Origin of the sequence: Streptomyces sp. NPDC003038, assembly GCF_040611115.1 — a bacterium.
Classification (GTDB): Bacteria; Actinomycetota; Actinomycetes; order Streptomycetales; family Streptomycetaceae; genus Streptomyces.
This window is the reverse complement of sequence record NZ_JBEXNN010000031.1, coordinates 1-23,346: the sequence shown is the minus strand read 5'-3', so window position 1 is coordinate 23,346 and position 23,346 is coordinate 1. Positions and strand designations below refer to the sequence as shown.

The window sequence follows — 23,346 nt, the reverse complement described above, 5'->3', positions numbered from 1 at the left end:
GCCAAATCCCCTCGTCAGAGACCTGAGCGCACAACAGAAACCGCCCGCCACCCCGGGTGACGAGCGGTTTAAGGGTGCCTTCAGACACCCCCGCGCAAGGTTTCGGCAACAAACCAGCCGAATCGCCTTCGCCTACGGTCAATCAGCTGCGGGCTCCCGCGTCGGCATCCCGTACGCATCTGCGACGAGCCCGTACGAGCGCAGCCGGGCTTCGCCGCTGTGCGCGTTGGCGGTCAGCATCAGCTCGTCGGCGCCCGTCCGCTTGGCGAGGTCGTCCAGTCCGGAGCGCACCTCGTCGGGCGTGCCGTGGACGATGTTCGCGAGCCATCCGTCCACGAATTCCCGTTCCAGGGAGGAGAACGGGTACGCCGCCGCCTCCTCGGGCGTCGGCACCAGCCCCGGCCGCCCGCTGCGCAGCCGCAGCATCGACAGGGCGCCCGTGAGCACCTGGGCTCGGGCCTCCCCGTCGGTGTCGGCGGCGAGCGCCGAGACCCCGATGACGGCGTACGGGGCGTCCAGGACCGCCGAGGGGCGGAAGGTCTGCCGGTAGAGGTCGAGCGCGGGCAGGGTGCCGGCCGCCGAGAAGTGGTGGGCGTAGGCGAAGGGCAGGCCGAGTTCACCGGCGAGGCGGGCGCTGAATCCGGAGGACCCGAGCAGCCACAGCGGCGGCCGCCCGGCGGGACCCTGCACCGGGCCGGGTACGGCGTGGACGCGGGCGTACGGGTGCCCGTCGGGGAAGTCGTCGTCGAGGAAGCGGGTGAGCTCCGCGAGCCGCCTGGGGAACTCGTCGGCGGCCTCGTCGAGGCGCCCGGGCCCGCGCAGCGCGGCGGCCGTGCGGCCGTCGGTCCCGGGCGCCCGGCCCAGCCCGAGGTCGATCCGCCCCGGGGCGAGCGCCTCCAGGGTGCCGAACTGCTCGGCGACGGCCAGCGGGGCGTGGTTGGGCAGCATGACCCCGCCCGAGCCGAGCCGGATGCGGGAGGTGTGCGCGGCGAGGTGCGCCAGGATCACGGCCGGGGAGGAGCTGGCGACCCCGGGCATGGAGTGGTGCTCGGCGACCCAGTGGCGGTGGTAACCCCGGGACTCGGCGAGCCGGGCGATGGCCACGCTGGTACGCAAGGAGGCGTAGGCGGTGCTGCCGGCGCCGACGGTGACGAGGTCCAGGACCGAGAGCGGTACGGGCGCCCGGCCGCGCGCCGTGCCGCGGATCCCGTCGCGGCCCTCCTGCCGATGTGCGTCCCCGCTGTCACTCATCGTCGCTCCCGTCTCGGTTCACCATGCGTACGGCATCCGTGGGCAATCCGTACGAAGAACTCGAACCATGGGCGGCGGCCGGGCATTCCCCGGCACCCTGGGACAGTGGACATGACCATGGCATATGCCAGGTGAGTAGATCCAGGCAGAAGGACTTGATTGAGCCATCAATCTCCTCAACAGACGCTCCACACGGGCCTCTTGATGGCTATCGTGGTAGGGCAAGCGGTAACAACCTGCTAGGGGGAAACCGTGGCGCTGAAGCCCGAGCCGACCGCGCCGTTCCACTCGGTGCAGTACGCACTACGCGTACTCGAAACGATCGCCCGCCACACCGGCGGTGTGACCGACGTACAGATCGCGCGTGAGACCGGCCTGCCCGCGGTCCATCTCAGCCCGATGCTGCTCATGCTGCGCCGAGAGGGGTACGTACTGCAGGTGTCCGACGGCGCCTACGCCATAGGGGACTCCCTTGTCCTGCTCGGCTCCGGCATCAACCGTCAGCAGGCTCTGACGGACAAGCTCCAGGAGACCCTGGACCGCCTCCGGGACTCGGTCGGCGCCGCCGTCTACATCAGCCGGTACGTGGACGGGGAAGTCAAGATCACCCAGTTCGCGGACAGCCCGCGCACCCCGAAGGTGCACGAGTGGGTCGACTTCCGCTCCGCGGCGCACGCCAGCGCGGTCGGCAAGTGCCTGCTGACCCAGCTCGACCAGAACGGACGGCGCGACCACCTGTCTCGGCACAAGATCGCCCGGCTCACGTCGAAGACCATCGTGAACGAGCGCATCCTCTTCTCCCGGCTGGACAGCCAGCCGGCCACGGTGCCGGTGCTGGACCTGCAGGAGTACGCCGTGGGCACGGTCTGCGCGGCGGTCCCGATCACCGCCGGAGCCTCGGTGGGCTGCCTGGCCCTGTCACTGCCCGTCGAGCACGCGCACCGGCTGCGGGCCGCGGCGGACACCCTGAACCGGAAGGCCGCGCCGCTGCTGCTGTCGCTCACGCTGTGAGGTGCGGAGAGCGAGGGGAGCGAGAGGCGCCCGGATCCCGGCGATCCGGGGTTTCCGCGAAGATCCGAGGACCCGAAGACCCGAAGATCCAGGGTCTCCGGCGAGCGCCTCGGGCCACAAACACTTCGGGCGGTTCCCGGTGAACCGGAAACCGCCCGAAGGACAGGTGCGCCGCCAGGGACTCGAACCCCGGACCCGCTGATTAAGAGTCAGCTGCTCTAACCAACTGAGCTAGCGGCGCCTGCTGACAGAGAAAATACTACCTGCTCCTCTGGAGTGCTCAAAACCATTACCCGCGGAGGTACGCGAGGACCGCCGGCACCCGGGCGATGGACCCGTTCGACCGTCCCTCGGCCACCAGGCCCAGCGCCTCCCGCTCGCGCGGGGTCAGCCCGGACAAGGGGTCGCGCCGCCGACGCAGCAGCCGGCGCAGCAGCCTGCGTACGACCTCGGGGTCCACCACCGTGCCGCCGCCGGCCACGGTGACCACCGCGTCGAGGAACCGCTGCACCTGACCGACCCGGTCCTTCAGGAGGTGGCCGCGCGGCTCCCCGGCGGCGCGCAGCCCCCCGTCCGCGAAGCCGGGGGGGCATCCGTACGTCCCCCCGGCCGTGGTCGCCCCATTGGACGCGCCATGAGCTCCGCGGCGGTTTCGGGTGCAGTCGTCGTCCGCATGCCGCCGGAGCTGGCTGCCTGCCGTCAGAACTGGACGTCGGAGCAGGCGTAGAAGGCGTTCGCCGTGTCGTTGATGGTCCAGACGGCCAGGATCAGGTGCCGGCCCGACTTGCCGCTGGGCATGGCGCCTTGGTGGACGGTGGTCATGGCGGGCCGGGCGCCGTTGTAGGCGACCGTGAGGAAGGGCTGGGATTCGAGGGAGGCCCGGGTGAGCGGCTTGGTGGGATCCCAGCCGTTGCGGGTGACGTAGTACTTGAAGTCGGTGGTGGAGTGGTTGGCGGTGAACTGCCACCGGAAGCCGTAGCTCTGGCCACTGGACACCTTGGTGGCGGGCCAGGCGCCGCCGCGCGGGTTGTCGAGCTCCGCGAACTGGGAGTTTCCGCCGGCGCATATTCTGCCGTCGGCGGGACCGGCGGCCGGGAAGCCCTTGAGGCCCTCGACGCTCTGCGGTTCCCACTGGATCTGGCCGCAGTTGGAGACGGTCTTGTTGGCGCAGAGCTTCTGGCGGCTGATGGGGGTGTCGGTGTAGCCGTGACTGCTGGCGCTGGGGGCGCCGAGGAGGGTGATGCCGGCGAGGACACCGAGGCCGAGCGTGGCGGCGCCGGCTCGTTTGGGCATGCGGGAGTTACGCATGATGCTCCTTGAACGTGGGGGGAGTTCGGTGAGAGCGTGCGCACGCGTGGGGATTTAGGTCTAGACCAAGTCCCAGACTATGGACGGGAGTTGTCCGTGTCCATACCAAAGGGGGAACGGGTGGTCCGGTCGGTTCCGGCCACCCGTTCCCCGTACGCCCCCCAGCGCCGTTACTCGGAACGTCCCGTGTAGAAGGCGACGGTGAGGTCCTTCACCAGGGCCTTGCGCTCGTAGTCGTCGAGCTCCACGAGCCCGCGCGACGTCAGCCGGTGGACCGTGTCGTCGACCGCGTCCACGACCGATGACAGCACGGTGTCCCGGTGCTTGGCGTCGATCGCCGCGACCCGGCGGCGGCGCATCGCCTCGGCGACCTCGGGGGCGTACTCGATCCGGGTCGGCTGGGCCGAGAACACCTCGATCCCCACGGCCTCGGTCTCCGCCGCCAGCATCCGCGTCAGCGCGTCACCGACGGCCTCGGCGTCGCGCAGGGTCGGGGCGGCCTCGTGGAAGGCGTCGGCGGGGAGCTGGGACAGGACGCGGGCCATGGCCGATTCGACCTGTTCGGCGAGGTACTCCGTGTGGTCCGCGACGGCGAGGGTGGCCCGGGCCGTGTCCTTGACCTGCCAGACGACCTGGACGACGACCTGGAGGGCGAGTCCGCCCGAGTCGACGGCGGGCATGGGGTCGCTGCGCCAGTGCCGCAGGCGGACGTCGACCCGGCGCCGCAGGAGGAGGGGGCTGACCCAGGTGAGGCCGGTACGCCGGACCGTGCCCCGGTAGCGGCCGAAGAGGGTCAGCACCCAGGCATGGCCCGTCTTGGCGCGCCCCAGCCCGCCGAGGGCGAGGAGGGCGACGATGCCGAGGAAGGCGAGCGGGGGCCAGTGCGTGGCCCGCAGGCCCTGGTAGGCGCGGGGGGCCGCTCCGAAGGCGGCCACCAGGACGGCGGGGACGGCACCTGCCCGCCAGAGCACCGCCGCACAACCGGTGAGGGCGATCCCGCCGACCACCACGCCGATCCAGCCGGGCAGGACCGGGCCGCGATGCTCCCGGAGGCGGTCGTCGCCGCGCGGTACCCGACGGCCGGCGGCGGGGCGGGAGGTGACGGCGGCTCGGGGAGCCGGGGCGGCGGGTTCGGCCGGGGAGGGCGGGGCGGCGGGGGCCTTCTGCCCGCCGCGGAACGGCAGATGGACCGGCACCTCGGTGACGGCGGTCCCCCGGCCTAGGACCACGCGGGGGCCGGGGTGCGGGGCGACGCGGGGGTCGACCCGGATGTCGGCGTGCGGGCCGGGGCGGGGCCCGCCGGGTGCGCCGAGGTGCGGGGTCGAGTGCGGGGTGAGGTGGGGGCCGACCCGCGGGAGGTCCTGCGTATCGTCCTCCTCCCGCTCCATTCCGCGCGCCACCGCCTGCGCGACGATCTCGGCGACGCCCGGGCCGGGCACCCCGGAGGAACCGGGCCGGGTCTCGGGCATCGGCCGGGGGGGCGGTTCGGGCGCGGGTTCGGGCGCGGGTTCGGGCGCGAGCTCGGCCAGGGGTCCCGGCCGCCCGGGCTCCGCAGCGACCGCCGCAACCGGCGGAACGGGCGGAACGGGTGGAGTGGGTGGAGTGGGTGGAGTGGGTGGAGCGGCCGGAACGGGCGGAGCCACCGCGACGGGCACAACCGGCGGAGCGGCCGGAACGGGCGGAACGGGCGGAGCCGCCGGAACGGGCGGAGCCGGTTCCGAGTCCTGCGGGTGCGGGATGGCGGCGGCGACGGGCCGGGCATCGGCACCTGCTTCGCGCTCGGCGCTCCGCAGCCGCAGCGTGGCCACCCCGGCGCGGGCCGGCTCCTCCTGCGGGTGCGGGAGGTTCTGGTCCAGGTCCGGCGCCACCGCCGGCGCCGGCCCGGGCGCCGGTACGTACGCATCGCCCCCGGCGGGCGCGTGCACCGGTTCGGCTTCGGCCCGGGCCCGGGCCCGGGCCCGGGCGGCCGGCACCTCGCTCCACGCGGTATCCGCCGCGGGGGCCGGGGCCGGGAGTTCCGGCGGCGCGGGCTCCGTCGCCCAGGACGGCACCGCGTCGGCCCGGGTGGTCGGGGCCGCCGGAGCCTCCGGAGCCGGCGCCGCGGGAACCGCCGGAACCGCCGGAGCCGGCGCCGCGGGAACCGCCGGAACCGCCGAAGCCGGCGCCGCGGGAGCTGGAGCCTGAACCGGGGCCCGAACCGGTGCCTGAACCGGAGCCACCGGGAGCATCCGCAGGGTGCCCGTCGTCGAGGTCGTGCGCGTGGGGTACATCGTTACCTCCGTCATGCGAACAGCCGGCGCCAGGTTTCCGGGCCCGGGTAGCCGTTGGCCGAGGCGCCGCGCCAGCCCTGGGCACGCTGGAAGGCCTCGACGTTGCGGCGGTCGGCCTCGCCCCAGCGGGGGCCCGGACCGGACGTGTAGTACTTGCCGAAGCCCTTCTTCACCAGCCGGCGGCCAAGGGCGGTGACCGCATCGTGGGACGTGCCCGGGCGGAAGACCGCGGCCCCCGGGTAGGCGCGGACGGCGCCGCGCCCCGGCGCCCCCGTCATCGTCGGCGGGATGTCCTTGCCCTGGCGCCGGACCAGCAGGCGCCAGGTGTGCTCGCCGGGCATCCCGTCCGCCTCGGCGCCCGTCCAGCCCTGGGCACGCTGGAAGGCCTGGGTGGCCAGCCGGTCGGAGTCGGTCCACTGCGTGCCGGCACCCTGCGGGTAGAAGCGGGAGCCGCCGCGGTCGATCAGCATCCCGCCGAGTTGGGCGATGTGCTCGTTGCTGCGCCCCGGGCCGAACTTCCCGGCGCCCGGGAACACCGTCGAGACCGCCGGCTGGGGGCCCGGCGCCGGCTGTTCGGTACCGGGTACCTCCGGAACGATCCCGCCCGTGATCCCGTTGAACCGGTACGGGAGGTACTTCGTGGCGTTGTTCCAGTAGCCGTAGGGCGTCGCCTGCCTCCGCGTCACGGGCCGCGTCTGCTCGTAGGCGATGTAGTGCGTCCGCCGCTCGTCGACCCAGCCGCCGAAGAGGGTGACGTGCGAGCCCTTGCTGGGGTCCGCCGGGTTGTGGAAGAGCAGCATGTCGCCCGGCAGCAGCTCGTCCTTGGTGATCCGGGTGGCGAACTTGTCGAGGCTGCCGGTCCACTCGTTCGTACCGAGGTTCCAGGCCATGGAGACGTAGCCCGAGCAGTCCTGCCGGTATCCGTCGGTCCAGTACTTCGTCATGCTGTACGGGACCTTCGCGTCCAGCCACCGCTTCGCCCGGTTGATGATCGTCGTCCGGTCGATCCGCTTCACGGCGCCCGGCGCACCGGGCGCGCCCGGCTTCGCCTTCGGACCGTGCAGCGGGGCCCGGCCGCCCTGCGGGGAGCCGGGGTCGTCCACGGCCACGGTCCCGGGGGCCGGGGTGGTCACCTCCACCGCGGCCGCGCCGCCACCCCCCAGGACCACTCCCGCGGCGGTGGCGAGCACCAGCGCCCGGCGGGCACCTCGTGCGGCGGGGTGGCCCCCGTCACGCAGCGGTATGGCCCGCCCGCGGGCGAGGGTGCGCCGGCGCTGGGCGCAGCCGCGGCACGCACAGTCGCCCGCGGGCTCGTACTCCTCGAAAGCGGGCGTCGGCATCGGCGTCGGCACATGCGTCGGAGGCTGCATCGTCATGCGGTTCCGTCCACTCCCCTGCTCGTCCACTGGTCGGCCGCCACCGCATCTGGCGGGGCATCAGATTCGGCACGGCCAGACATATCGTGCACGATAAACCCCCTAAACATGGGTTAATCGGACAATGCGGGCGTGGCTGGTCGGGAGCACCGTTACGGGTGGGGTAGAGTTTTCCCTGTCAGCACGCGCCGCTAGCTCAGTTGGTTAGAGCAGCTGACTCTTAATCAGCGGGTCCGGGGTTCGAGTCCCTGGCGGCGCACAGACGGAGGAAGCCCCTCGCAGCGAAAGCTGCGGGGGGCTTCTTCGTTTGCTCCGTCCGGCGGCGCTACGCGGCCGTGCCGCCCGGCCGTACTCCCGCGCCCGTCAGGTACGCGGAGACGACCACATTCGCCGTGTACTCCTTGGCCGCCCTGTCGTACCTGCCCCCGCAGGTGACGAGCCGCAGCTCCGCCCGGCCTTTGATCCGCTGGCCGTACGCCTTGTGCGGGTCGAAGCCCGCGCGCTCGTAGACCCGTATGTCCTCGATCGTGAACTCGGCGACCGACCCGTCCGCCCGCACCACCCGTACCTTGTCGCCGGGCTGCGCCGAGCTCAGGCCGTAGAACACCGCCGGCTTGGACCGGGTGTCCACGTGGCCCACCATCAGCGCCGCCCCGGCGGCGCCCGGCTGGACTCCGCCGCCCCACCAGCCCACCGTGCCCGGACGGTCGTACGGGGGCGCCTCGATCGCGCCGTCGGCGTCCAGGCCCCGGGAGATCACCGGGGCCTGGACGCCTATGGACGGTATGTCGACCCGCTGGGGCCGGGCCCCGGAGAGGGGGGCGTGCGCTACCGGCAGACCCCGGCCGACCGACCCGCCGGCCTGGCCGGCGAGGGGGCCCGGAACTCCGGTGAGCTGCCGGCCCCACAGCCACAGGCCCAGCACCAGCACCGACCAGGCGACGAAGGTGAGCAGCCGGCCGCCGCGCGGGGCCCTGCCCCCGTTCATTCGCCGCTGCGGCGACGGCGCAGGGTCAGCGCCCGGCCCGCGACGGCCAGCGTGGCCGCGGCGGCGAGAACGGCGCCGATCAGCGTGTGCGGCATGCTCGGGCCGTCGCGCCCGTGGTCCTTGTCCGTCGCCGCGGCCGGCCGGGACGTCTCGGCGAGCTCGGCGGCCATGCCGCCGCCGCCCGCGTGGACGGGCCAGACCGGCGAGGGGTGGTGGCTCGGACGGTGGTGGTCGGGACGGTCGTGGTCGGGACGGTGGTGATCCGGGCGGTGGTGGTCCGGCCCGTGGCGGATGACCTCGAGGGAACCGGTCGCCTTCCCCTCCCGGCCGTCGCAGGTGACCCGGATGTCGTGCCAGCCCGGCCGTGCGTACGAACTGATCATCGCCTCGCCGTAGAGGGGCTTGCCGTGGCCGTCCCGGCCGGACAGGTCGGCATCGGCGACGAAGGCCGAGGACTTGGCGGAGCCGGTGGTGCCGTGGCAGCCGCGGACGCGCAGCTCGACCTGCGCCCCCGGCCGGGCCTTCGACGGGGTGGCCCAGACCGTGCCGCGGTTCTCCTCGCCCGCGAGGGCGGTGGGCGCGGCCACGGCGGAGAGGGCCGTCAGGGTGACGGCCACCCCGGTGGCACGGAGAGCGATCCGAACACTGCGCATGGTGAACCTCCTCAGAAGGAGACTCACGCGCGGCGCGCCGCTCCGCACCCGGAGCAGCGCCGTACGGGTCAGGCGCACCGGCCGCGATAAGGATCAGCCGTACGGATCAGCGGTGCGGATCAGCGGTGCGGATCAGCCGTACGCGTCAGACGAGGTCGATCAGGTCCGCGATCGAGTCCACCGTCTTGGTCGGGCGGTACGGGAACTTCTCGGTGTCCGCCTCCGACGTCAGGCCGGTCAGCACGAGGAAGGTCTGCATCCCCGCCTCCAGCCCGGCCAGCACGTCGGTGTCCATCCGGTCGCCGATCATGGCGCTGCTCTCGGAGTGCGCGCCGATGGCGTTGAGGCCGGTCCGCATCATCAGCGGGTTGGGCTTGCCGGCGAAGTACGGCTTCTTGCCGGTCGCCTTCGTGATCAGCGCGGCGACCGCGCCCGTGGCCGGGAGCGGGCCCTCGGCGGAGGGACCGGTCTCGTCGGGGTTGGTGCAGATGAAACGGGCGCCCGCGTTGATCAGGCGGACCGCCTTCGTCATCGCCTCGAAGCTGTACGTCCGGGTCTCGCCCAGGACCACGTAGTCGGGCTCGTGGTCGGTGAGGATGTAGCCGATGTCGTGCAGGGCCGTGGTCAGACCGGCTTCGCCGATGACGTACGCCGTGCCGCCCGGGCGCTGGTCGTCGAGGAACTTCGCGGTGGCCAGCGCGGAGGTCCAGATGTTCTCCACGGGGACGCCCAGGCCCATGCGGGCCAGGCGGGCCTGCAGGTCGCGCGGGGTGTAGATGGAGTTGTTGGTCAGCACCAGGAAAGGCTTGCCGGACTCGCGCAGCCGCTTGATGAAGGCATCGGCGCCGGGGATCGGGGTGCCCTCGTGGATGAGGACCCCGTCCATGTCGGTGAGCCAGGATTCGATCGGCTTGCGCTCTCCCACGTGACTGTTCTCCGCTCTCGGTGGCTTCTGACCTCTGCGCATGTGGTCTCGACCACCCTATCGGGGCCGGGCCGCGGACGCGTTCGGCGTCCACGGCCCGGACGGATCAGCTCAGCTCAGCTCAGCTGGACGTTGTCGACGGTCCAGTACCAGTTGTTGTCTCCGCTGTAGCGGAAGCGGACCTGGACGTCTGTGGCGCCGGCCGGGACCTGGAGCGTGATCGACTCGGTCTTCGCGACCGCGTCGGCGGTGTACGACCTGACCACCGACGGGGCGCCGCCGTTGTAGGAGACCAGGACCTGCGCGCTCTGGCCGGACTCATGGCGGTAGTGCGTCTGGTAGCTCAGCTTGGCCGTGGTGCCCGTGGCACCGCCCGCGACCGGCCACTTGGGGGTGATCAGGGTGGAGTCGAAGGCGCCGGTGTGGCTCTTGTCGTCCCATTCGTCGGAGTCGGCGACGGCGAACACGTCACGGGAGCGGACATTGAGCTCGCGCCACTGGTCGCGCTGCGACTGGCTCCAGAACTCGTCGGTGGCGAAGGCCCAGCCGGCCCACTCGGTGACACCGCCCGTGCCCATCCCGGAGTTGTCCACGGACCAGCCCGCCGGCGGCGTGTGCGTGAAGCCCTTCACGCCCGCCGGGATGCCCGTCTCGTCCACCCGCGCCCGGAGGTTGGGGCGCAGGGTGTCGAAGGCGTCGCCGTCCGGCGTGTGCAGTGCGGTGCCGTCGATGCCGGGGGCGCTGACGCCGACCTGGGCGAGGGCGATCGCGGCGACGTCGACGAGCCGCACGTCGTCCCGTACCGAACCGGCTTGGACGCCCGCGCCCTTGGCGATCACGAAGGTGCCCCGCTCCGCGAGGGTCGAGCCGCCGTGGCCACCGGTGCCGGTGTGGCCGTGGTCGGTGGTGACGAGGATCTTCCAGTTCTCCTGCGCGTACGTCGGGCGGTTCTGGACGGCGGTGAGCAGCCGGCCGACGAGCACGTCGACGCGGGCGATGGCGTCGAGGTACTGCTGGCTGGCGGCGCCGTAGGAGTGGCCGGCCGCGTCGATCTCGCCGAGGTAGACGAAGGCGGCGTCCGGGTTCTGGTCGCGCAGTTCGGTGGAGGCCGCGGCGGCGATCTTAGGGTCCTCGTTGCGGTAGCCGTCGCGGTCGCCCTTGAGGGAGAGGCGCTTGTCGACCTTGGCCGAGAAGATCGGGCCGTTCTGGTCGGTGGACGTGATGGGCTCCCAGTCGGCGGCCGCGTACGTGTTGAGCGCCGGCTTGGCGTTCTCGATGCGGGTCAGGAAGTCGGGGTGGGCCGCGTAGTTCTTGCCGGTGAAGGAGTTGTCCCGCACTCCGTGCTTGTCGGGCCACACACCGGTGGCGACGGTGGACCAGCCGGGGCCCGAAGAGGTGGCGCCCATCGGGTTCGCGTACAGGGTGCTGCGCGCGGTCAGGCCCTGGGCCATCAGGCCGTTCAGGTGGGGCGCGTTGGCGGCCTTGACTCGGTCGAGTACCGCGCCGTCGAGGCCGATGACCAGGACCTTGTCGGTGGAGGCCGCGGGCGCGGCCTCTTCCGCGGTGGCCGTGGTCACGCCGAGGGCGGGGGTGGAGAGCAACACGGTCGCGAGCAGCGCGGTGGCGGTGGCGGCCACGGCGAGGGCGCGTCCGGGCAGGACAGCAGTGGGCACGTACTCCTCCGGGAGGGATCGTGGGGAAGGCGCGGCGGGGTGGGGCGGTGTGACGTGCGGTGCGGCGGTGCGGCGGTGCGGCGTGGCGTGAGGTGCGGCGTGGGGCGGGCCGGACCGGATGTGCGGTCCGGGTCCAGACCGGTTACGCAAGCGTCACTCTCCCGGTCACGGGTGGCCAGAACGTAACCAGTCAGCTTCCGGTCGCCGACTTCCACGCGTCGACGTAGCCGGCGAGGTTCGTGTCGATGTCCGCCCAGTCCGGCTCGAAGATCTCGACACCGGTCATGATCCTGGTGAGCTCGACGGCGTTGGCGTCGGTCGGCTTGACGTCGGCGCGCGCCGGGAAGCCGCCTCCGACCTCGCTGACCAGCCTCTGCGCGTCCTCGCTGAGCAGGTGGTCCAGCAGCTTCTTGCCGTTCTCCGTGTGCGGGGCCTTGTCGAGCAGGCCGGCCGCGTACGGCAGGGCGAAGGTGGTGGGCTTGCCGCCGTCCTTCGCCGGGAACCAGATGCCCAGGTTCGGCATGGACTTGGACTGCGCGAAGTTCATCTGCACGTCGCCGTTGGCGACGAGCAGCTCGCCCTTGTCGGTCTTGGGCGCGAGCTTGCTGGTGGAGGAGGACGGACCGACGTTGTTGGCCTGGAGCTTCCTCAGGTACTCCATCGCCGGTTCCTTGCCGCCGAAGTCGTGCATCGACTTGATGAGGACGGCGGTGCCGTCGCCCGCGACACCGGGGGTGGAGTACTGCAGCTTGCCCTTGTAGGTGGGGTCCAGCAGTTCCTCCCAGGTCTTGGGGGCCTCGGCGAGCTCCTTCTTGTTGTAGATGAAACCGAAGTAGTTGTTGACGACCGAGGTCCACTTGCCGTCGGCGGCCTTGTCGGCGCCGTTGACCTTGTCGGAGCCCTGTGGCCGGTACGCCTGGAGCAGACCCTTGCCGTCCGCCTGCTGGATGAACGGCGGCAGCGTGATCAGCACGTCGGCCTGGGTGTTGGTCTTCTCGCGGACGGCGCGCTGCACCATCTCGCCCGATCCGCCTTCGACGTACTTGACCTCGATGCCGGTCTTCCGGGTGAAGTCGGCGAAGACCTTGTCGTACCAGCCGTCGCCCTTGTCGCTCTTGAGACCGTCGGCGCTGTAGACGGTGACGGTCTTCTCGCCGCCCTCGGAGTCGGCGGAGGAGGAGCCTCCACAGGCGGTGAGGGAGGCGGCGAGGGCGAGGCCGACGGTGACGGGGGTGGTGGTGCGCAGGAACGGGCGACGGCTGCGGGGATGGCTGCGGGGTGTGCTGGGCATGGAACGTCCTTACGGCGCAAGGGAGTCGGTGAAAGCCTGACGTGGCCGGCGGTAGGGCGGTAGTCAGCGGAGGTCAGCGGTACGAGGCTTTGGTCCGGATGCGGGAGACGGCCAGGAGGACCAGCAGGGTGGCGGCCATCAGGACCACGGCGACGGCGGAGCCGGTGAAGAGCGAACCTCGGTCGGTGGCCGTGAAGATGCGGACCGGCAGGGGCATCCAGTCCGGCGGGTAGAGCATCATCGTGGCGCTCAGTTCGCCCATGGAGAGCGCGAAGCAGAGCCCGGCGGCCCCCGTCAGCGACGGCATCAGGAGGGGCAGCCTGACCCGCCACAGCACGTACGCGGGACGGGCCCCCAGGGAGGCCGCCGCCTGCTCGTAGGCGGGGTCGAGTCGTACGATCGCCGCCGAGACCGACTGGTAGGCGAACGCCGTGACGAGGATCGCGTGCGCCAGGACGACGATGGAGCCGGTGCCGTTGAGCAGCAGAGGCGGCCGGCTGAACGCGACGAGCACGGCGAGGCCGACGACCACGGACGGGACGGCGACGGGCAGCATGAACAGCGCGTCCAGGGCCCGCTTTCCGCGCTTCCTCAGCCCGGCGGCGGCGAGCGCCGCCCAAGTCCCGACGGTGAGCGCGAGCAGGCTGGCGACGAGGGCGGTGACCAGGCTGGTGGTCAGCGCCTGGAGGGAGTCGCCGCGGACGGCGGAGGCGTAGTTCCCGCCGGTCGGGCCGGAAGGGAAAGCGCCGGACCAGTGGGTGGCGAAGGAGGCCGCCACCACCACGAGCAGGGGCAGGGCGAAGAGGGGGAGGAAGAGGAGGCCGAAGCAGCCCCAAGCGGCCCAGCGGCCGGTCCTGCTATGCACCAGCACGCTTGCCCACCACCCGGTAGAGGCCGAACAGGCCCACGGAGATCGCGACGTTGACGACGGCGACCACGCAGGCCGCCGAGTAGTCGGATTCCAGGATCGCCTTGCCGTAGATGAGCATCGGGAGGGTCGTGACGTCCTTGGCCCCGGTGAACAGGACGATCCCGAACTCGTTGAGGCACATGACGAGGACGAGGCTGCCGCCGGCGGCGAGGGCGGGAAGGGCCTCCGGAAGGATCACCTGCCTGACGATCCTGGCGGGGCGGGCGCCGAGGCCGGCGGCGACCTCCAGCTGTGCGGTGTCCAGTTGGGAGAAGGCGGCGAGCAGGGGACGCATCACGAAGGGCGTGAAGTACGTGATCTCCGCGAGGAGGACACCCCAGGGAGTGGTCAGGAAGTCGAAGGGGGCGTCGGCCGCGCCGGTGAGGTCGGTCCAGACGCCGTTGGCCATGCCGGCGGTGCCGTAGATGAAGAGGAGGGCGAGGGTGATGAGGAAGGAGGGGAAGGAGAGGAAGACGTCGATGAACTTGGCGACGGCGCGGGCCCCGGGGAAGGGCACGAAGGCGATGACCAGCGCGAGCGCGAAGCCGAGGACGAGACAGCCGACGGTGGCGCCGACGGCGAGCCAGACGGTGGTCCCGAGGGCGTCGCGGAAGGCGGTGGAGGCGAAGACGGAGGCGTAGGCGTCGAAGGCCCCGCCGCCGTTCTCGGGGGTGAGGGACTGCTGGACGACCAGGGCGAGGGGGTAGAGGAAGACCAGCGCGAGCACGACGAGGGGCGGCAGCACCCAGATGCCCCGGGGGACGCTACGGGCCCTCTGCGGGGAGCCGGTCTCCTGCGGGGAGCTGCTCGGGCCGGCCGCGGCGGCGGGCCCGTGGCGGGAGCTGCCCGGGCCGGCCGTGGGGCCCCCCAGCTCACCCGTCCGGGCGGGGTCCGGCTCGGCGCGGGACGGCGGGGGCGGGAGCATCGGCGTGGTGTGTGCCGTGGAGCGGAAGGCGTCAGCCGCCATCGGACACCCCCGCCGACAGCAGCACCGCGTCCCGAGGTTCGAAGTGCAGGGTGACCCGGCCGCCGAGGCGCGGGGTCTCGCGCAGCTCGGGCACGTCCGCCTTGACGCGGTGGCCGTCGATGTCGACGTAGAGCCGGTGCGTGGAGCCGCGCCACTGGACCTCGGCGATGGTGCCGCTGAGCGCGTTGGGGCCGTCCCCGAGGCCGAGCAGGTGCGGCCGTACGCACAGGGTCGCCCCGGAGCCGGGCACGGCGCGGCCCCGGTCCAGTTCCAGCGCGCGCCCGGCGAAGACCGCCCCCGCCTCGGCCACCGTCACCGGCAGCAGATTCGCGTTGCCGACGAAGGACGCGGTGAACTCGGTGCGCGGGGCGCGGTAGAGCTCCTGCGGGGTGCCGCAGTCCTGGAGCCTGGCCCGGTCCATGACGGCGATCCGGTCGGCCAGCGTGAGCGCCTCGACCTGGTCGTGGGTGACGTAGAGAATCGATACGTCGGGCAGTTCGCGGTGCAACCGGGCCAGTTCGGCGAGCATCCCGGAGCGCAACTGCGCGTCGAGCGCGGACAGCGGCTCGTCGAGCAGGAGCACTCCGGGGCGGATCGCGAGGGCGCGGGCGATGGCCACGCGCTGTTGCTGGCCGCCGGACAGTTCGCGGGGATGGCGCTTGGCGTAGGCGGCCATTCCGGTCAGTTCCAGGGCGGCGGCGACCCGGCCGGGGATCTCCCCCCTCGGCGCCTTCTGCGCCTTGAGGCCAAAGGCGACGTTGTCCTCGACCCGCATGTGCGGGAAGAGCGCGTACTGCTGGACGACCATGCCGATGCCGCGCTTGTGCGGCGGCAGCGCGGTGACGTCCTGGCCGCCGATCAGCACCCGGCCCGCGACGGGCCGTACGAAACCGGCGACCGCGCGCAGCGCCGTGGTCTTGCCCGAGCCCGAGGGGCCCAGCAGCGCCATCACCTCGCCCGGCTCGACGGCCAGGTCGAGGGAGTCCAGGACGGTGGTGCCGCCGTAGGCGACGGAGACGGAGTCGAAGCGGATGCCGCTCACGCCGACTCCGCCGGGGAGTCGAGGACGCCGAGGGAGCCGCGGGAGCCGCGGGAGTCGAGGGAACCGGAGACGTCCAGGGCGTCAAGGGCGTCCAGGACCGCCGGAAGTCCGGCGATGGATTCGAGGACGTGGGTCGCGCCGTGTTCTGCCAGCGCCGTGCGGTCGTGGGCGCCGGTGAGGACGCCGGCCACCACGCCGGCGCCGGAGCGTCGGCCGCTGAGCATGTCGTACGCCGTATCGCCCCCGACGACGATCTCCCGTACGTCGGCCACGGCGCCGGTGCGCAGGAACGCGGCCAGCACCATGTCCGGGTAGGGCCGGCCGCGGCCGCCCGCGTCTGCGGGGCAGAGAGTGAGGTCGGCGAGGTCCTGCCAGCCGAGGGCGTCGAGGATGGCGTCCTGGGTGACGCGGGCGAAGCCGGTGGTGAGGACGACGGTGCGGCCGTCGGCTCGGAGCTTCTCGATGGTTTCGCGGGCGCCGGGGAGCGGGGCGACGAGGCCACCGTCGACGAGGTCCCCGTACGCCTCTTCGAAGGCGGAGTTGGCGCGCTGGGCGAGCTCCTGCGTACCGAAGAGTTGGCGGAAGACGGAGATCTTCGATTCGCCCATGGTGTCGCGGACGTAGCGGAGCTTCTCGGCGTGGCCGGGGGTGCCGGGCTCGACGCCGAGGCGCTCGGCGGCACGCTCGAAGGCGCGCTCGACGAGGCCGCCGTCGGCGACGGTGGTGCCGGCCATGTCGAGGACGACCAGGTTCCGGGTGCCCCTGCGGTCGCGGCCACGGTCGCGGGCGGCGTCGCGGTCGCGGTCGACGTCACGGGTGACGTCCCGGGCGACGTCACGATCACGGTCGACGTCGCGGTCGCGGGTCGTGTCGGTCATCTGCTTCACCAGCCCAGTTCGTTCGCGGTCGTCTCGGCGATGGCGGGCGAGCAGGTCATACCGCGCCCGCCCGGTCCGGTCACCAGCCAGACGCCGTCGCCGACCTCCTGGCGGTGGACGACACGGGTGGTGTCGGCGCACTGCGCGTACACGCCCGCCCAGCGGTGCCGGATCTTCGGCAGCGGGCGGCCCAGGAAGGCTTCGACCACCTCGGTGAGGTGCTCGTAGGGGTCTTCGAGGGTGTCGAAGGCGAAGGGGTGCTCGTACGCGTGGGTGTCGCCGATGGTCAGTCCGCCGTCCCGGCGCTGGACCATCAGCAGCTGCATCTTGTGCTCGGCCGCGATCGGCGCCTGGGCCTGACCGGCGTTCAGCTCGTCGAGGGCCGGGGACTTGTAGGCGGGGTAGTAGCGGAAGCTGTCGGCATCCGCGACCGAGGTGGTCAGCTCCTCGCCGAGCGGGGCGGTCTGCATCATCTGGAGCCGGACGCGGCGCACGGGCAGGCCCGGGGCCAGCTCGCGGACCAGGCCGGAGAGCCAGGCGCCGGTGGCGAGGACGATCGCGTCGCCGCGGTGGACGTCGCCGTGGTCGTCGCGGACCGCGGCGGCGGCGACGACCTCGCGGACCTCGCGGCCGGGGAGGAAGCTGTAGCGGCCGGAGGCCTTCAGGGCCTCCCGGAGGTGGAGCTGCGCGGTGCGCGGCTCCACGGCCGCGTCCCGCTCGCACCACAACGCGGCCTCGAAAGCGCCGCGCAGGGCCGGATTGATGCCCCGTGCCTCGGCGGCGGTGACCAGCTTGTAGCCGCGGGCGGCGGCGTCGGGGCGGGCCACGGCCGCCTCCGCGACCGCGTACTCGCGGGCCGTGCGGACGGGGGTGAGGGAGCCGATCGCGCGGAAGCCCAGCCCGGGCACCCGCGCACCGATGCGCTCCCAGAGCTCGCGGGCCCGCAGGGCGGTGTCGAGTTCCTCGCCCCCGGCCCGCCCGCTGACCCAGATCTGGCCGAAATTGCGCAGTGACGCGCCGCGGGCCTCCGCTTCTCGCTCGATCTGGACGACCTCGTGGCCGCGTTGGACTGCTTGCCAGGCGTGCATGGTGCCGACCACGCCGCCTCCGACGACTATGACTCTCACGGCGTCCACGGTGGCCGGGAGCCGTGACCCGGGAGGATCGGCCCGGCAACGTGCCGGTGAACAGCCCCCGACACTTGGACTAGACCCGTTATCTTACTGTGATCTCTATGGGTCCTCTTGCGATCGGTTCGGGAGGATCCGCTCGGGCGATTCGGGCCGCAGGCGGGCCGTGAAGCTGAACCGGTCCCCACGGTAGAGCGAACGCACCCGCTCCAGGGGACGCCCGTCCCGGTCCCGCGAGAACCGGTGGATGAGCAGCATGGGAAGGGCGGGAGGAGTGCCGATCAGCAGGGCTTCGCGCGGGGTGGCGAGGACCGTCTCCAACTTCTCGTCGGCATCGCCGAAGGAGATGCCGAGGCTGTCGCGGAGGTACCCGTAGAAGGAGGAGTCCGGCTGGAAATCGATGTCCAGGCGGGGCGCTCGGGCCACCCGGACGTACGTGCTCTCCAAGCCGACCCGCTCGTCGTCGGCGAGCAGGACGCGCTCCAGGTGCCAGACGGGCTCGCCCGGCTCGGCGCCGATGCCGGGGGCGAGGCCGGGCGGGCAGGGCAACTGCTCCAGGCCGATGAGATGACGGCCCGGGCGGCGGCCCTGGCGGCGCACTCCCTCGGTGTAACTGGCGAGGGAGAGCGGCTGTTCCAGCTTCGGGCCGGCGACTACGGTCCCCCGGCCGGAGCGGCGCAGCCGGCCCTCCAGCAGCAGCTCGCGCAGGGCTTGGCGGACGGTCTCGCGGGAGACTTCGTACCGCTCTGCGAGGATCCGCTCGGTGGGCAGCGCGCCGCCTTCGCCGAGCTCGTCGAGGAGCTCCGCGATGCGGGCCTTGACGGCGTAGTACTTGGGGATGCGGCCGTGCTCGGGGATGCCGGAGCGGACCGGGGAGCCGGGGCGGTGGGGCTGGGTCTGGTCTTCCACGGTGGGACTCTATGCGGGGCAGGTGTACGGGCCGCCGCGCGGAGCGTCGTACGGGGAGACGTACGGGGACACGTACGGGACATCGCGCGGCGCGTCGTACGGGAGGTGTGCGCGGCGCGTCGTACGGGAGTGTGCGCGGCGCGTCGTACGGGGAGACCGGGCGGGGCCGCCGGGCGGTCGGGCGGTCGGGCGGTCGGGAGCCGGGCGTCGGGCGTCGGGAGGCGGGAGGCGGATGGCGGGGTTCAGCGCGCCGGAGGGCGCAGCCGACGGGCCGCCAGCAGGAGTCCACCGCCGGCGGCGAGGGCGGTCACCGCGCCGACGCCCGTGGCGTACGCCCACTCGCGGTGACCGGTGCGCGCCAAGGCCGCCGCCTCGACGGGATCCTGCGGGCCCTCGACGGTGAACCGGTAGCCGCTGGTCTCGCCGACCCAGTCTCCGTCGTCCCCCTTGCGCTGGACGAGGGCGGCGTCGGCGACGACCTCGCCGACCGGGGCGTCGGGGGCGAAGGCGAGGCCGACCCGCACGGTCCGCGAGCCGCCGGCGCCGACGGTGAAGCCGGGGAAGGCGTCGCCGCCGTCGAAGACGGCGATGATCTCGTCGCGGTCGGACCGTTCCAGGCTGACGGGGAAGGTACCGCCCGGGGCCTCGAACTCCATCCGCAGGTGGGCGGGGCGCAGGGTGCGGGCCTTGTCGGTGAAGACGACGACGGGGTGAATGGCCTTGCACTCGGAGTCGGTGGTGTTCGCCAGGTCCAGGTACCAGGTCTGCGGCTCGCCACCGGTGCGGTACACGGCCGGGCCGCCGCGGATCCGCGCCCCGATGGGGAAGGCGGTGCTCTTGCTGTCACCGCAGGTGGCCTGCGCGCGGGACGGCAGCGCGGGAGCGGGCCGGGCTCCGCCGCCGGTGCCGACGTCTGCGGTGGCGGTGGGTGAGGTGGCGCCGGCCAGGGCGGTGGAGAGTACGGCGGAAAGGGCGGCGGAGAGGGCAAGGGCTTTGCGTAGTCGCATGGAAGACCTTCGCTGCTCGCCGGACGGGACGATGGTCGGACGAGGTGACAATCACCCCGGTCCTGAGCGCACCCTGCCACGCACGCGCGACTGCCTGCCGCGCGCCCCGCCCGAGTTGCTCTGGTTTACGCCCGATTGGCGGACCGCGTCAAGGGGGCAACGGCTCGCGACCTCAGCGGAGTCGCCAGAGCCGCGGCTTCAGCCTCAGTCTCAGCCCCAGCTCCAAAGGAGCCTGCCATATGACCCAGGTCACACGGGTGGGATCGAGGAGAAGCGATGATTTCCGATCAGCGCGACAGTCTCTATTGCCGTAACCCGCAGCGAGTAAGAGGAAGAGGAACGAGTCCATGCGCATCGTCATCAGTGAGTTCATCAGCCTGGACGGCATCGTGCAGGCGCCGGGCGGCAAGGGCGAGGACACCGACGGCGGGTTCGCCCACGGCGGCTGGACTCACCCGTTCTTCGACCCGGAGGTGGTGGGCGGCGCCTTCGACGACGCGACGAGCAAGGCCGAGGCACTGCTGTTCGGGCGCCGCACTTGGCAGACGATGGCCGGGGCGTGGCCCGAGCGGGCGGGCGACCCGTTCGCCGACCGGATGAACGCCCTCCCGAAGTACGTCGTGTCCCAGACGCTGCGCGATGACCAGCTGACGTGGAACAACACCACGCGCATCCCCGGCGTCGAGGCCGTGGACCGGATCCGGGAGCTGCGCGAGGCCGACGGTGGCGACCTGCTGGTCATGGGGAGCCCCACGCTGGTGCGCACCCTCCTGGGCGAGGGTCTCGTCGACGAACTGCGGCTCATGGTCATGCCGGTGCTCCTCGGCGGCGGCAAGACGATCTTCCCCGACGACGGCGGGCTGCGGACGCTCGAACTGGTCTCCACGGTCGTCAGCGACGCGGGCGTGCACGTGTGCACCTACCTGCCGGTGGCGGGCAAGTAGACCGGTGCCCGACGCCGCGGCGACCACCCGCCTGCGGCACTGCCGGTACGGAGCCCGCTGTGGACGGCGACCACCCGCCTGCGGCACTGCCGGGCCCACCTCCGGCTCCCGTCGTCACGACGCGGCACGGGCCGACCCGGCACCGGGCACCCTCCCCCCTCCCCGGCCGGCCAAGGCGCGACGGCCGGGATCGGCCCGGCAGGTTTTGGTACGCCCGCCAGCCCACGCAGCCGCGGGTCGGCGCCCGAGCCGGTCCCCGCGCTGGGGCGTCGCCTTCAGGTGTGGCCGAAGAAGGGGGCCAGGGTCAGTTCCGCCGCGCCCTCCGCGACTCCGGTACCGGCCAGGGCGACCGTGGGCGGGTTCGGGGTCAGCGCGCGGGCCGCGAGCACGGCCCGGACCCCGGCCACGAAGACTTCCGGGGCAGCCGCCACGACGCGGCCACCCAGGAGGACGCGGTCCACGTCCAGCAGCGCCACCAGGTTGGCCGCCCCCTCGCCCAAGATCCGCGCCGCCCCGGGCAGATCACCTCGGGCCACCGCCGCCAGGCAGAGCACCTCCGCGCAGCCCCGTCCCCCGCACCGACAGGGCGGGCCGGCCAGGTCGAGCACTTGATGGCCGAACTCGCCCGCCGCCGAGCGGGCACCCCGGTAGACCGCGCCGTCCAGCCGCAGGCCCGCGCCGAGGCCCGTGCCGACGTGCAGGTACACCGAGGTCCCGGAGCCGGAGCCGTGGTCGGAGCCGTGGTCGGAGCCGTGGTCACCGGAACCGGAACCGGAACCCAGCCCCTGCCCGAACCCCGACCGCTCGCCGGCCCGCGGCCCGGGTCCCACGCCCCGACCCGCCCCGGCCGCCCCCGCATTCGTGTCCTTGTCCAGCAGCACCGGCAGCCCCAGCCGCTCCTCCAGCACCTCCCGCAACGGGAAGCCCTCCCACTGCGGGAAACCGGTCACCCGGCCCATCACCCCGGCGCGGTGGTCGAGCGGCCCCGGCGCAGCCACCCCGACACCCAGCAGCGGCGCGAGCCCCTCCGCATCGCAGACCCGCGCGACCGCCCGTACGACCGCCTCCACCACCACGTCCGGTCCGGCCCCGAAGTCCAGCGGGCCGCCGCTCTCGGCGACGACACCGCCCGCGAGGTCCACCCGTACCGCCCGGAGCTCGTCGCGGTCCAGGTGCACGCCGACCGCGTGCCGGGCCTCCGGCACCAGCCGGAGCAGGGTGCGCGGTTTGCCGCCGGTGGACGCGGCCCGACCGGCCTCCGCGACCAGCCCCTCGGCGGCGAGCCTCGCGGTGATCTTGCTGACGGCCTGCGGGGTGAGTCCCGTACGGGCGGCGAGTTCCGTGCGGCCCATGCCCCCCGGCCCGGCGCCGCGCAGCAGGTCCAGCAGCAGCGCCTCGTTGTGTCCGCGCAGCGCCGGCAGATTCACCCCGCCACGACCCCAGCGCCCGTCCCCGTCGCCGCTATCCCTGATCACCGCTACCCCTGTTCACCGGCCCATTGTCCACCTTCCTTGCACTTCGGCAACACTGTTGCCAAAGTGGTGGACATGAACGCCACCGCCCCGCTCCGCGTCGGACTCATCGGCTACGGACTCGCCGGCTCCGTCTTCCACGCCCCCCTCGTGGCCGCCACCGACGGACTCGTCCTCGACACGATCGTCACCTCCGACCCCGCCCGGCAGGCTCGGGCGCGTGCCGAGTTCCCCGACGTCCGCATCGCCGGGTCCGCGGCCGAGCTCTGGGACCGCGCGGAGACCGCTCCCACCGCGCCCGGCCTCGACCTCGTCGTGATCGCCTCCCCCAACAAGACCCACGTCCCGCTCGCCACGGCCGCCCTGACCGCCGGCCTCCCCGTGGTCGTGGACAAGCCGCTCGCCGCCACCGCCGCCGAGGCCCGCGAACTCGCCGCCCTCTCCGAGCGGACCGGGACGTTCCTCTCCGTGTTCCAGAACCGCCGTTGGGACAACGACTTCCTCACGCTGCGCCGTCTCCTCGCCGACGGCGAGCTCGGTGAGGTGCAGCGCTTCGAGTCCCGCTTCGAGCGCTGGCGGCCCCAGCTCAAGGGCGGCTGGCGCGAGTCCGGCGCCCCGGAGGAGATCGGCGGCCTGCTGTACGACCTCGGCAGCCACGTCGTCGACCAGGCTCTGGTGCTGTTCGGGCCGGCGGTACGCGTCTACGCGGAGACCGACGTGCGCCGTCCGGGAGCCGAAGCCGACGACGACACCTTCATCGCGCTCACCCACGCGAACGGGGTCCGCTCGCACCTGTACGTCAGCGCGACCACCGCCCAACTGGGCCCGCGGCTACGTGTCCTCGGCTCGCGGGCCGGCTACGTGAAGTACGGCCTCGACCCGCAGGAAGGCGCCCTGCGGGAAGGTCTGCGACCGGGAACGGGTGCGCCGTGGGGCGAGGAACCCGAGCACCTCTGGGGACGGCTGGGCTCCGGCGAGTCCCCGCTGACCGGCGGCGGAACCCCGGTACCGACCACGCCGGGCGACTACCCCGCGTACTACGCGGCGGTGGCGGCCGCCCTGCGCGAGGGCGGGCCCGCGCCGGTCACGGCGTACGAGGCCGCGCACTGCCTCGACGTACTGGAGGCGGCCCGCACGTCGTCCCGCGACGGGGTGATCGTGAAGGTTCCTGCCGCCGCGTCCGATACGCCATAGGGAGCCGGAGGACAGGAACCCGTGGTCGGCGCCCGCCGGAACCGCGGGGCACGCATACGGGAGGGTGGGGGGGGGGGGGGGGGGGCGGGGGGGGGGGGCCGGCGCCGCCCCAAGCTCGACGAGAAGCGACCCGGCGAGCCCTCACGA

Annotated in this window: 20 protein-coding genes, 2 tRNA genes and 1 pseudogene; 4 read left to right on the top strand and 19 right to left on the bottom strand. The window is 72.9% G+C overall.

Annotated elements, in window-relative coordinates; translation table 11 throughout:
* Positions 1–138: 138 nt before the first annotated feature.
* Positions 139–1,251, bottom strand: a complete 1,113-nt coding sequence (locus ABZX75_RS28085; RefSeq protein WP_355415310.1) for an LLM class flavin-dependent oxidoreductase — start codon at positions 1,249–1,251, stop codon at positions 139–141.
* A 252-nt stretch (positions 1,252–1,503) separates the two neighbouring features.
* Between ABZX75_RS28085 and ABZX75_RS28080 the strand changes: the two genes are divergently transcribed.
* Positions 1,504–2,262, top strand: coding sequence for an IclR family transcriptional regulator C-terminal domain-containing protein (locus tag ABZX75_RS28080; RefSeq protein WP_355415308.1), 759 nt, complete (start codon positions 1,504–1,506; stop codon positions 2,260–2,262).
* 167 nt (positions 2,263–2,429) lie between these two features.
* Here the strand turns inward: ABZX75_RS28080 and ABZX75_RS28075 are convergent.
* From ABZX75_RS28075 to ABZX75_RS28055, 5 genes and pseudogenes are all read right to left on the bottom strand, one after another.
* Positions 2,430–2,503 (bottom strand) — tRNA-Lys (locus tag ABZX75_RS28075).
* 84 nt (positions 2,504–2,587) lie between these two features.
* Positions 2,588–2,803 (bottom strand): annotated as a pseudogene (locus ABZX75_RS28070) (DNA-binding response regulator); the annotation flags it as partial.
* Positions 2,804–2,961: 158 nt separating this feature from the next.
* Complete coding sequence (locus ABZX75_RS28065) at positions 2,962–3,555, bottom strand: lytic polysaccharide monooxygenase (RefSeq protein WP_355415390.1); 594 nt, start codon at positions 3,553–3,555, stop codon at positions 2,962–2,964.
* Between the two features lie 185 nt (positions 3,556–3,740).
* Positions 3,741–5,840, bottom strand: a complete 2,100-nt coding sequence (locus ABZX75_RS28060) for an SPFH domain-containing protein (RefSeq protein ID WP_355415306.1) — start codon at positions 5,838–5,840, stop codon at positions 3,741–3,743.
* A gap of 11 nt (positions 5,841–5,851) precedes the next feature.
* Positions 5,852–7,180 (bottom strand): peptidoglycan-binding protein, encoded by a 1,329-nt coding sequence (locus tag ABZX75_RS28055; RefSeq protein ID WP_355415388.1) that lies wholly within the window; start codon positions 7,178–7,180, stop codon positions 5,852–5,854.
* Between the two features lie 221 nt (positions 7,181–7,401).
* Between ABZX75_RS28055 and ABZX75_RS28050 the strand changes: the two genes are divergently transcribed.
* Positions 7,402–7,475 (top strand) — tRNA-Lys (locus tag ABZX75_RS28050).
* A gap of 66 nt (positions 7,476–7,541) precedes the next feature.
* Here ABZX75_RS28050 and ABZX75_RS28045 read toward each other — a convergent pair.
* From ABZX75_RS28045 to ABZX75_RS27990, 12 genes are all read right to left on the bottom strand, one after another.
* A complete protein-coding gene (locus ABZX75_RS28045) occupies positions 7,542–8,204 on the bottom strand; it encodes a class F sortase (protein WP_355415304.1) in 663 nt (220 codons plus the stop codon).
* A complete protein-coding gene (locus ABZX75_RS28040) occupies positions 8,201–8,857 on the bottom strand; it encodes a hypothetical protein (RefSeq protein ID WP_355415302.1) in 657 nt (218 codons plus the stop codon). The genes ABZX75_RS28045 and ABZX75_RS28040 overlap by 4 nt, the downstream gene beginning before the upstream one ends.
* A 145-nt stretch (positions 8,858–9,002) precedes the next feature.
* Positions 9,003–9,782: an HAD-IIA family hydrolase gene (locus tag ABZX75_RS28035; protein WP_355415300.1), complete on the bottom strand. Its 780-nt coding sequence runs from the start codon at positions 9,780–9,782 to the stop codon at positions 9,003–9,005.
* 116 nt (positions 9,783–9,898) lie between these two features.
* Positions 9,899–11,455, bottom strand: coding sequence for an alkaline phosphatase family protein (locus ABZX75_RS28030; protein WP_355415298.1), 1,557 nt, complete (start codon positions 11,453–11,455; stop codon positions 9,899–9,901).
* Between the two features lie 190 nt (positions 11,456–11,645).
* Positions 11,646–12,746, bottom strand: coding sequence for a 2-aminoethylphosphonate ABC transporter substrate-binding protein (locus tag ABZX75_RS28025; protein ID WP_355415296.1), 1,101 nt, complete (start codon positions 12,744–12,746; stop codon positions 11,646–11,648).
* Positions 12,747–12,819: 73 nt separating this feature from the next.
* Complete coding sequence (locus ABZX75_RS28020; RefSeq protein WP_355415294.1) at positions 12,820–13,617, bottom strand: ABC transporter permease subunit; 798 nt, start codon at positions 13,615–13,617, stop codon at positions 12,820–12,822.
* Complete coding sequence (locus ABZX75_RS28015; protein ID WP_355415292.1) at positions 13,604–14,623, bottom strand: 2-aminoethylphosphonate ABC transporter permease subunit; 1,020 nt, start codon at positions 14,621–14,623, stop codon at positions 13,604–13,606. The genes ABZX75_RS28020 and ABZX75_RS28015 overlap by 14 nt, the downstream gene beginning before the upstream one ends.
* Positions 14,613–15,665 (bottom strand): ABC transporter ATP-binding protein, encoded by a 1,053-nt coding sequence (locus ABZX75_RS28010; RefSeq protein ID WP_355415290.1) that lies wholly within the window; start codon positions 15,663–15,665, stop codon positions 14,613–14,615. The genes ABZX75_RS28015 and ABZX75_RS28010 overlap by 11 nt, the downstream gene beginning before the upstream one ends.
* Positions 15,662–16,399, bottom strand: coding sequence for an HAD family hydrolase (locus tag ABZX75_RS28005; RefSeq protein ID WP_355415386.1), 738 nt, complete (start codon positions 16,397–16,399; stop codon positions 15,662–15,664). Before ABZX75_RS28005 ends, ABZX75_RS28010 begins: the two co-directional genes overlap by 4 nt.
* Positions 16,400–16,548: 149 nt before the next feature.
* The gene (locus ABZX75_RS28000) at positions 16,549–17,670 is read right to left on the bottom strand and encodes a TIGR03364 family FAD-dependent oxidoreductase (RefSeq protein WP_355415288.1); all 1,122 of its coding nucleotides are present in this window, start codon (positions 17,668–17,670) and stop codon (positions 16,549–16,551) included.
* A gap of 105 nt (positions 17,671–17,775) precedes the next feature.
* Positions 17,776–18,582, bottom strand: a complete 807-nt coding sequence (locus ABZX75_RS27995; RefSeq protein WP_355415286.1) for a GntR family transcriptional regulator — start codon at positions 18,580–18,582, stop codon at positions 17,776–17,778.
* Positions 18,583–18,824: 242 nt separating this feature from the next.
* Entirely contained in the window at positions 18,825–19,589 is a 765-nt protein-coding gene (locus tag ABZX75_RS27990; RefSeq protein WP_355415284.1) for a hypothetical protein, read from the bottom strand.
* 347 nt (positions 19,590–19,936) lie between these two features.
* On the opposite strand from ABZX75_RS27990, the gene ABZX75_RS27985 reads away from it, so the two are divergent.
* Entirely contained in the window at positions 19,937–20,533 is a 597-nt protein-coding gene (locus tag ABZX75_RS27985; RefSeq protein WP_355415282.1) for a dihydrofolate reductase family protein, read from the top strand.
* A 275-nt stretch (positions 20,534–20,808) separates the two neighbouring features.
* Here the strand turns inward: ABZX75_RS27985 and ABZX75_RS27980 are convergent, their stop codons facing one another.
* Positions 20,809–22,008 (bottom strand): ROK family transcriptional regulator, encoded by a 1,200-nt coding sequence (locus tag ABZX75_RS27980; RefSeq protein ID WP_355415280.1) that lies wholly within the window; start codon positions 22,006–22,008, stop codon positions 20,809–20,811.
* 72 nt (positions 22,009–22,080) lie between these two features.
* Here ABZX75_RS27980 and ABZX75_RS27975 point away from each other — a divergent pair, with 72 nt between their 5' ends.
* On the top strand, positions 22,081–23,199 hold the full coding sequence (locus ABZX75_RS27975; RefSeq protein ID WP_355415278.1) for a Gfo/Idh/MocA family oxidoreductase: 1,119 nt from the start codon (positions 22,081–22,083) through the stop codon (positions 23,197–23,199).
* The last annotated feature ends 147 nt before the right edge of the window (positions 23,200–23,346 follow it).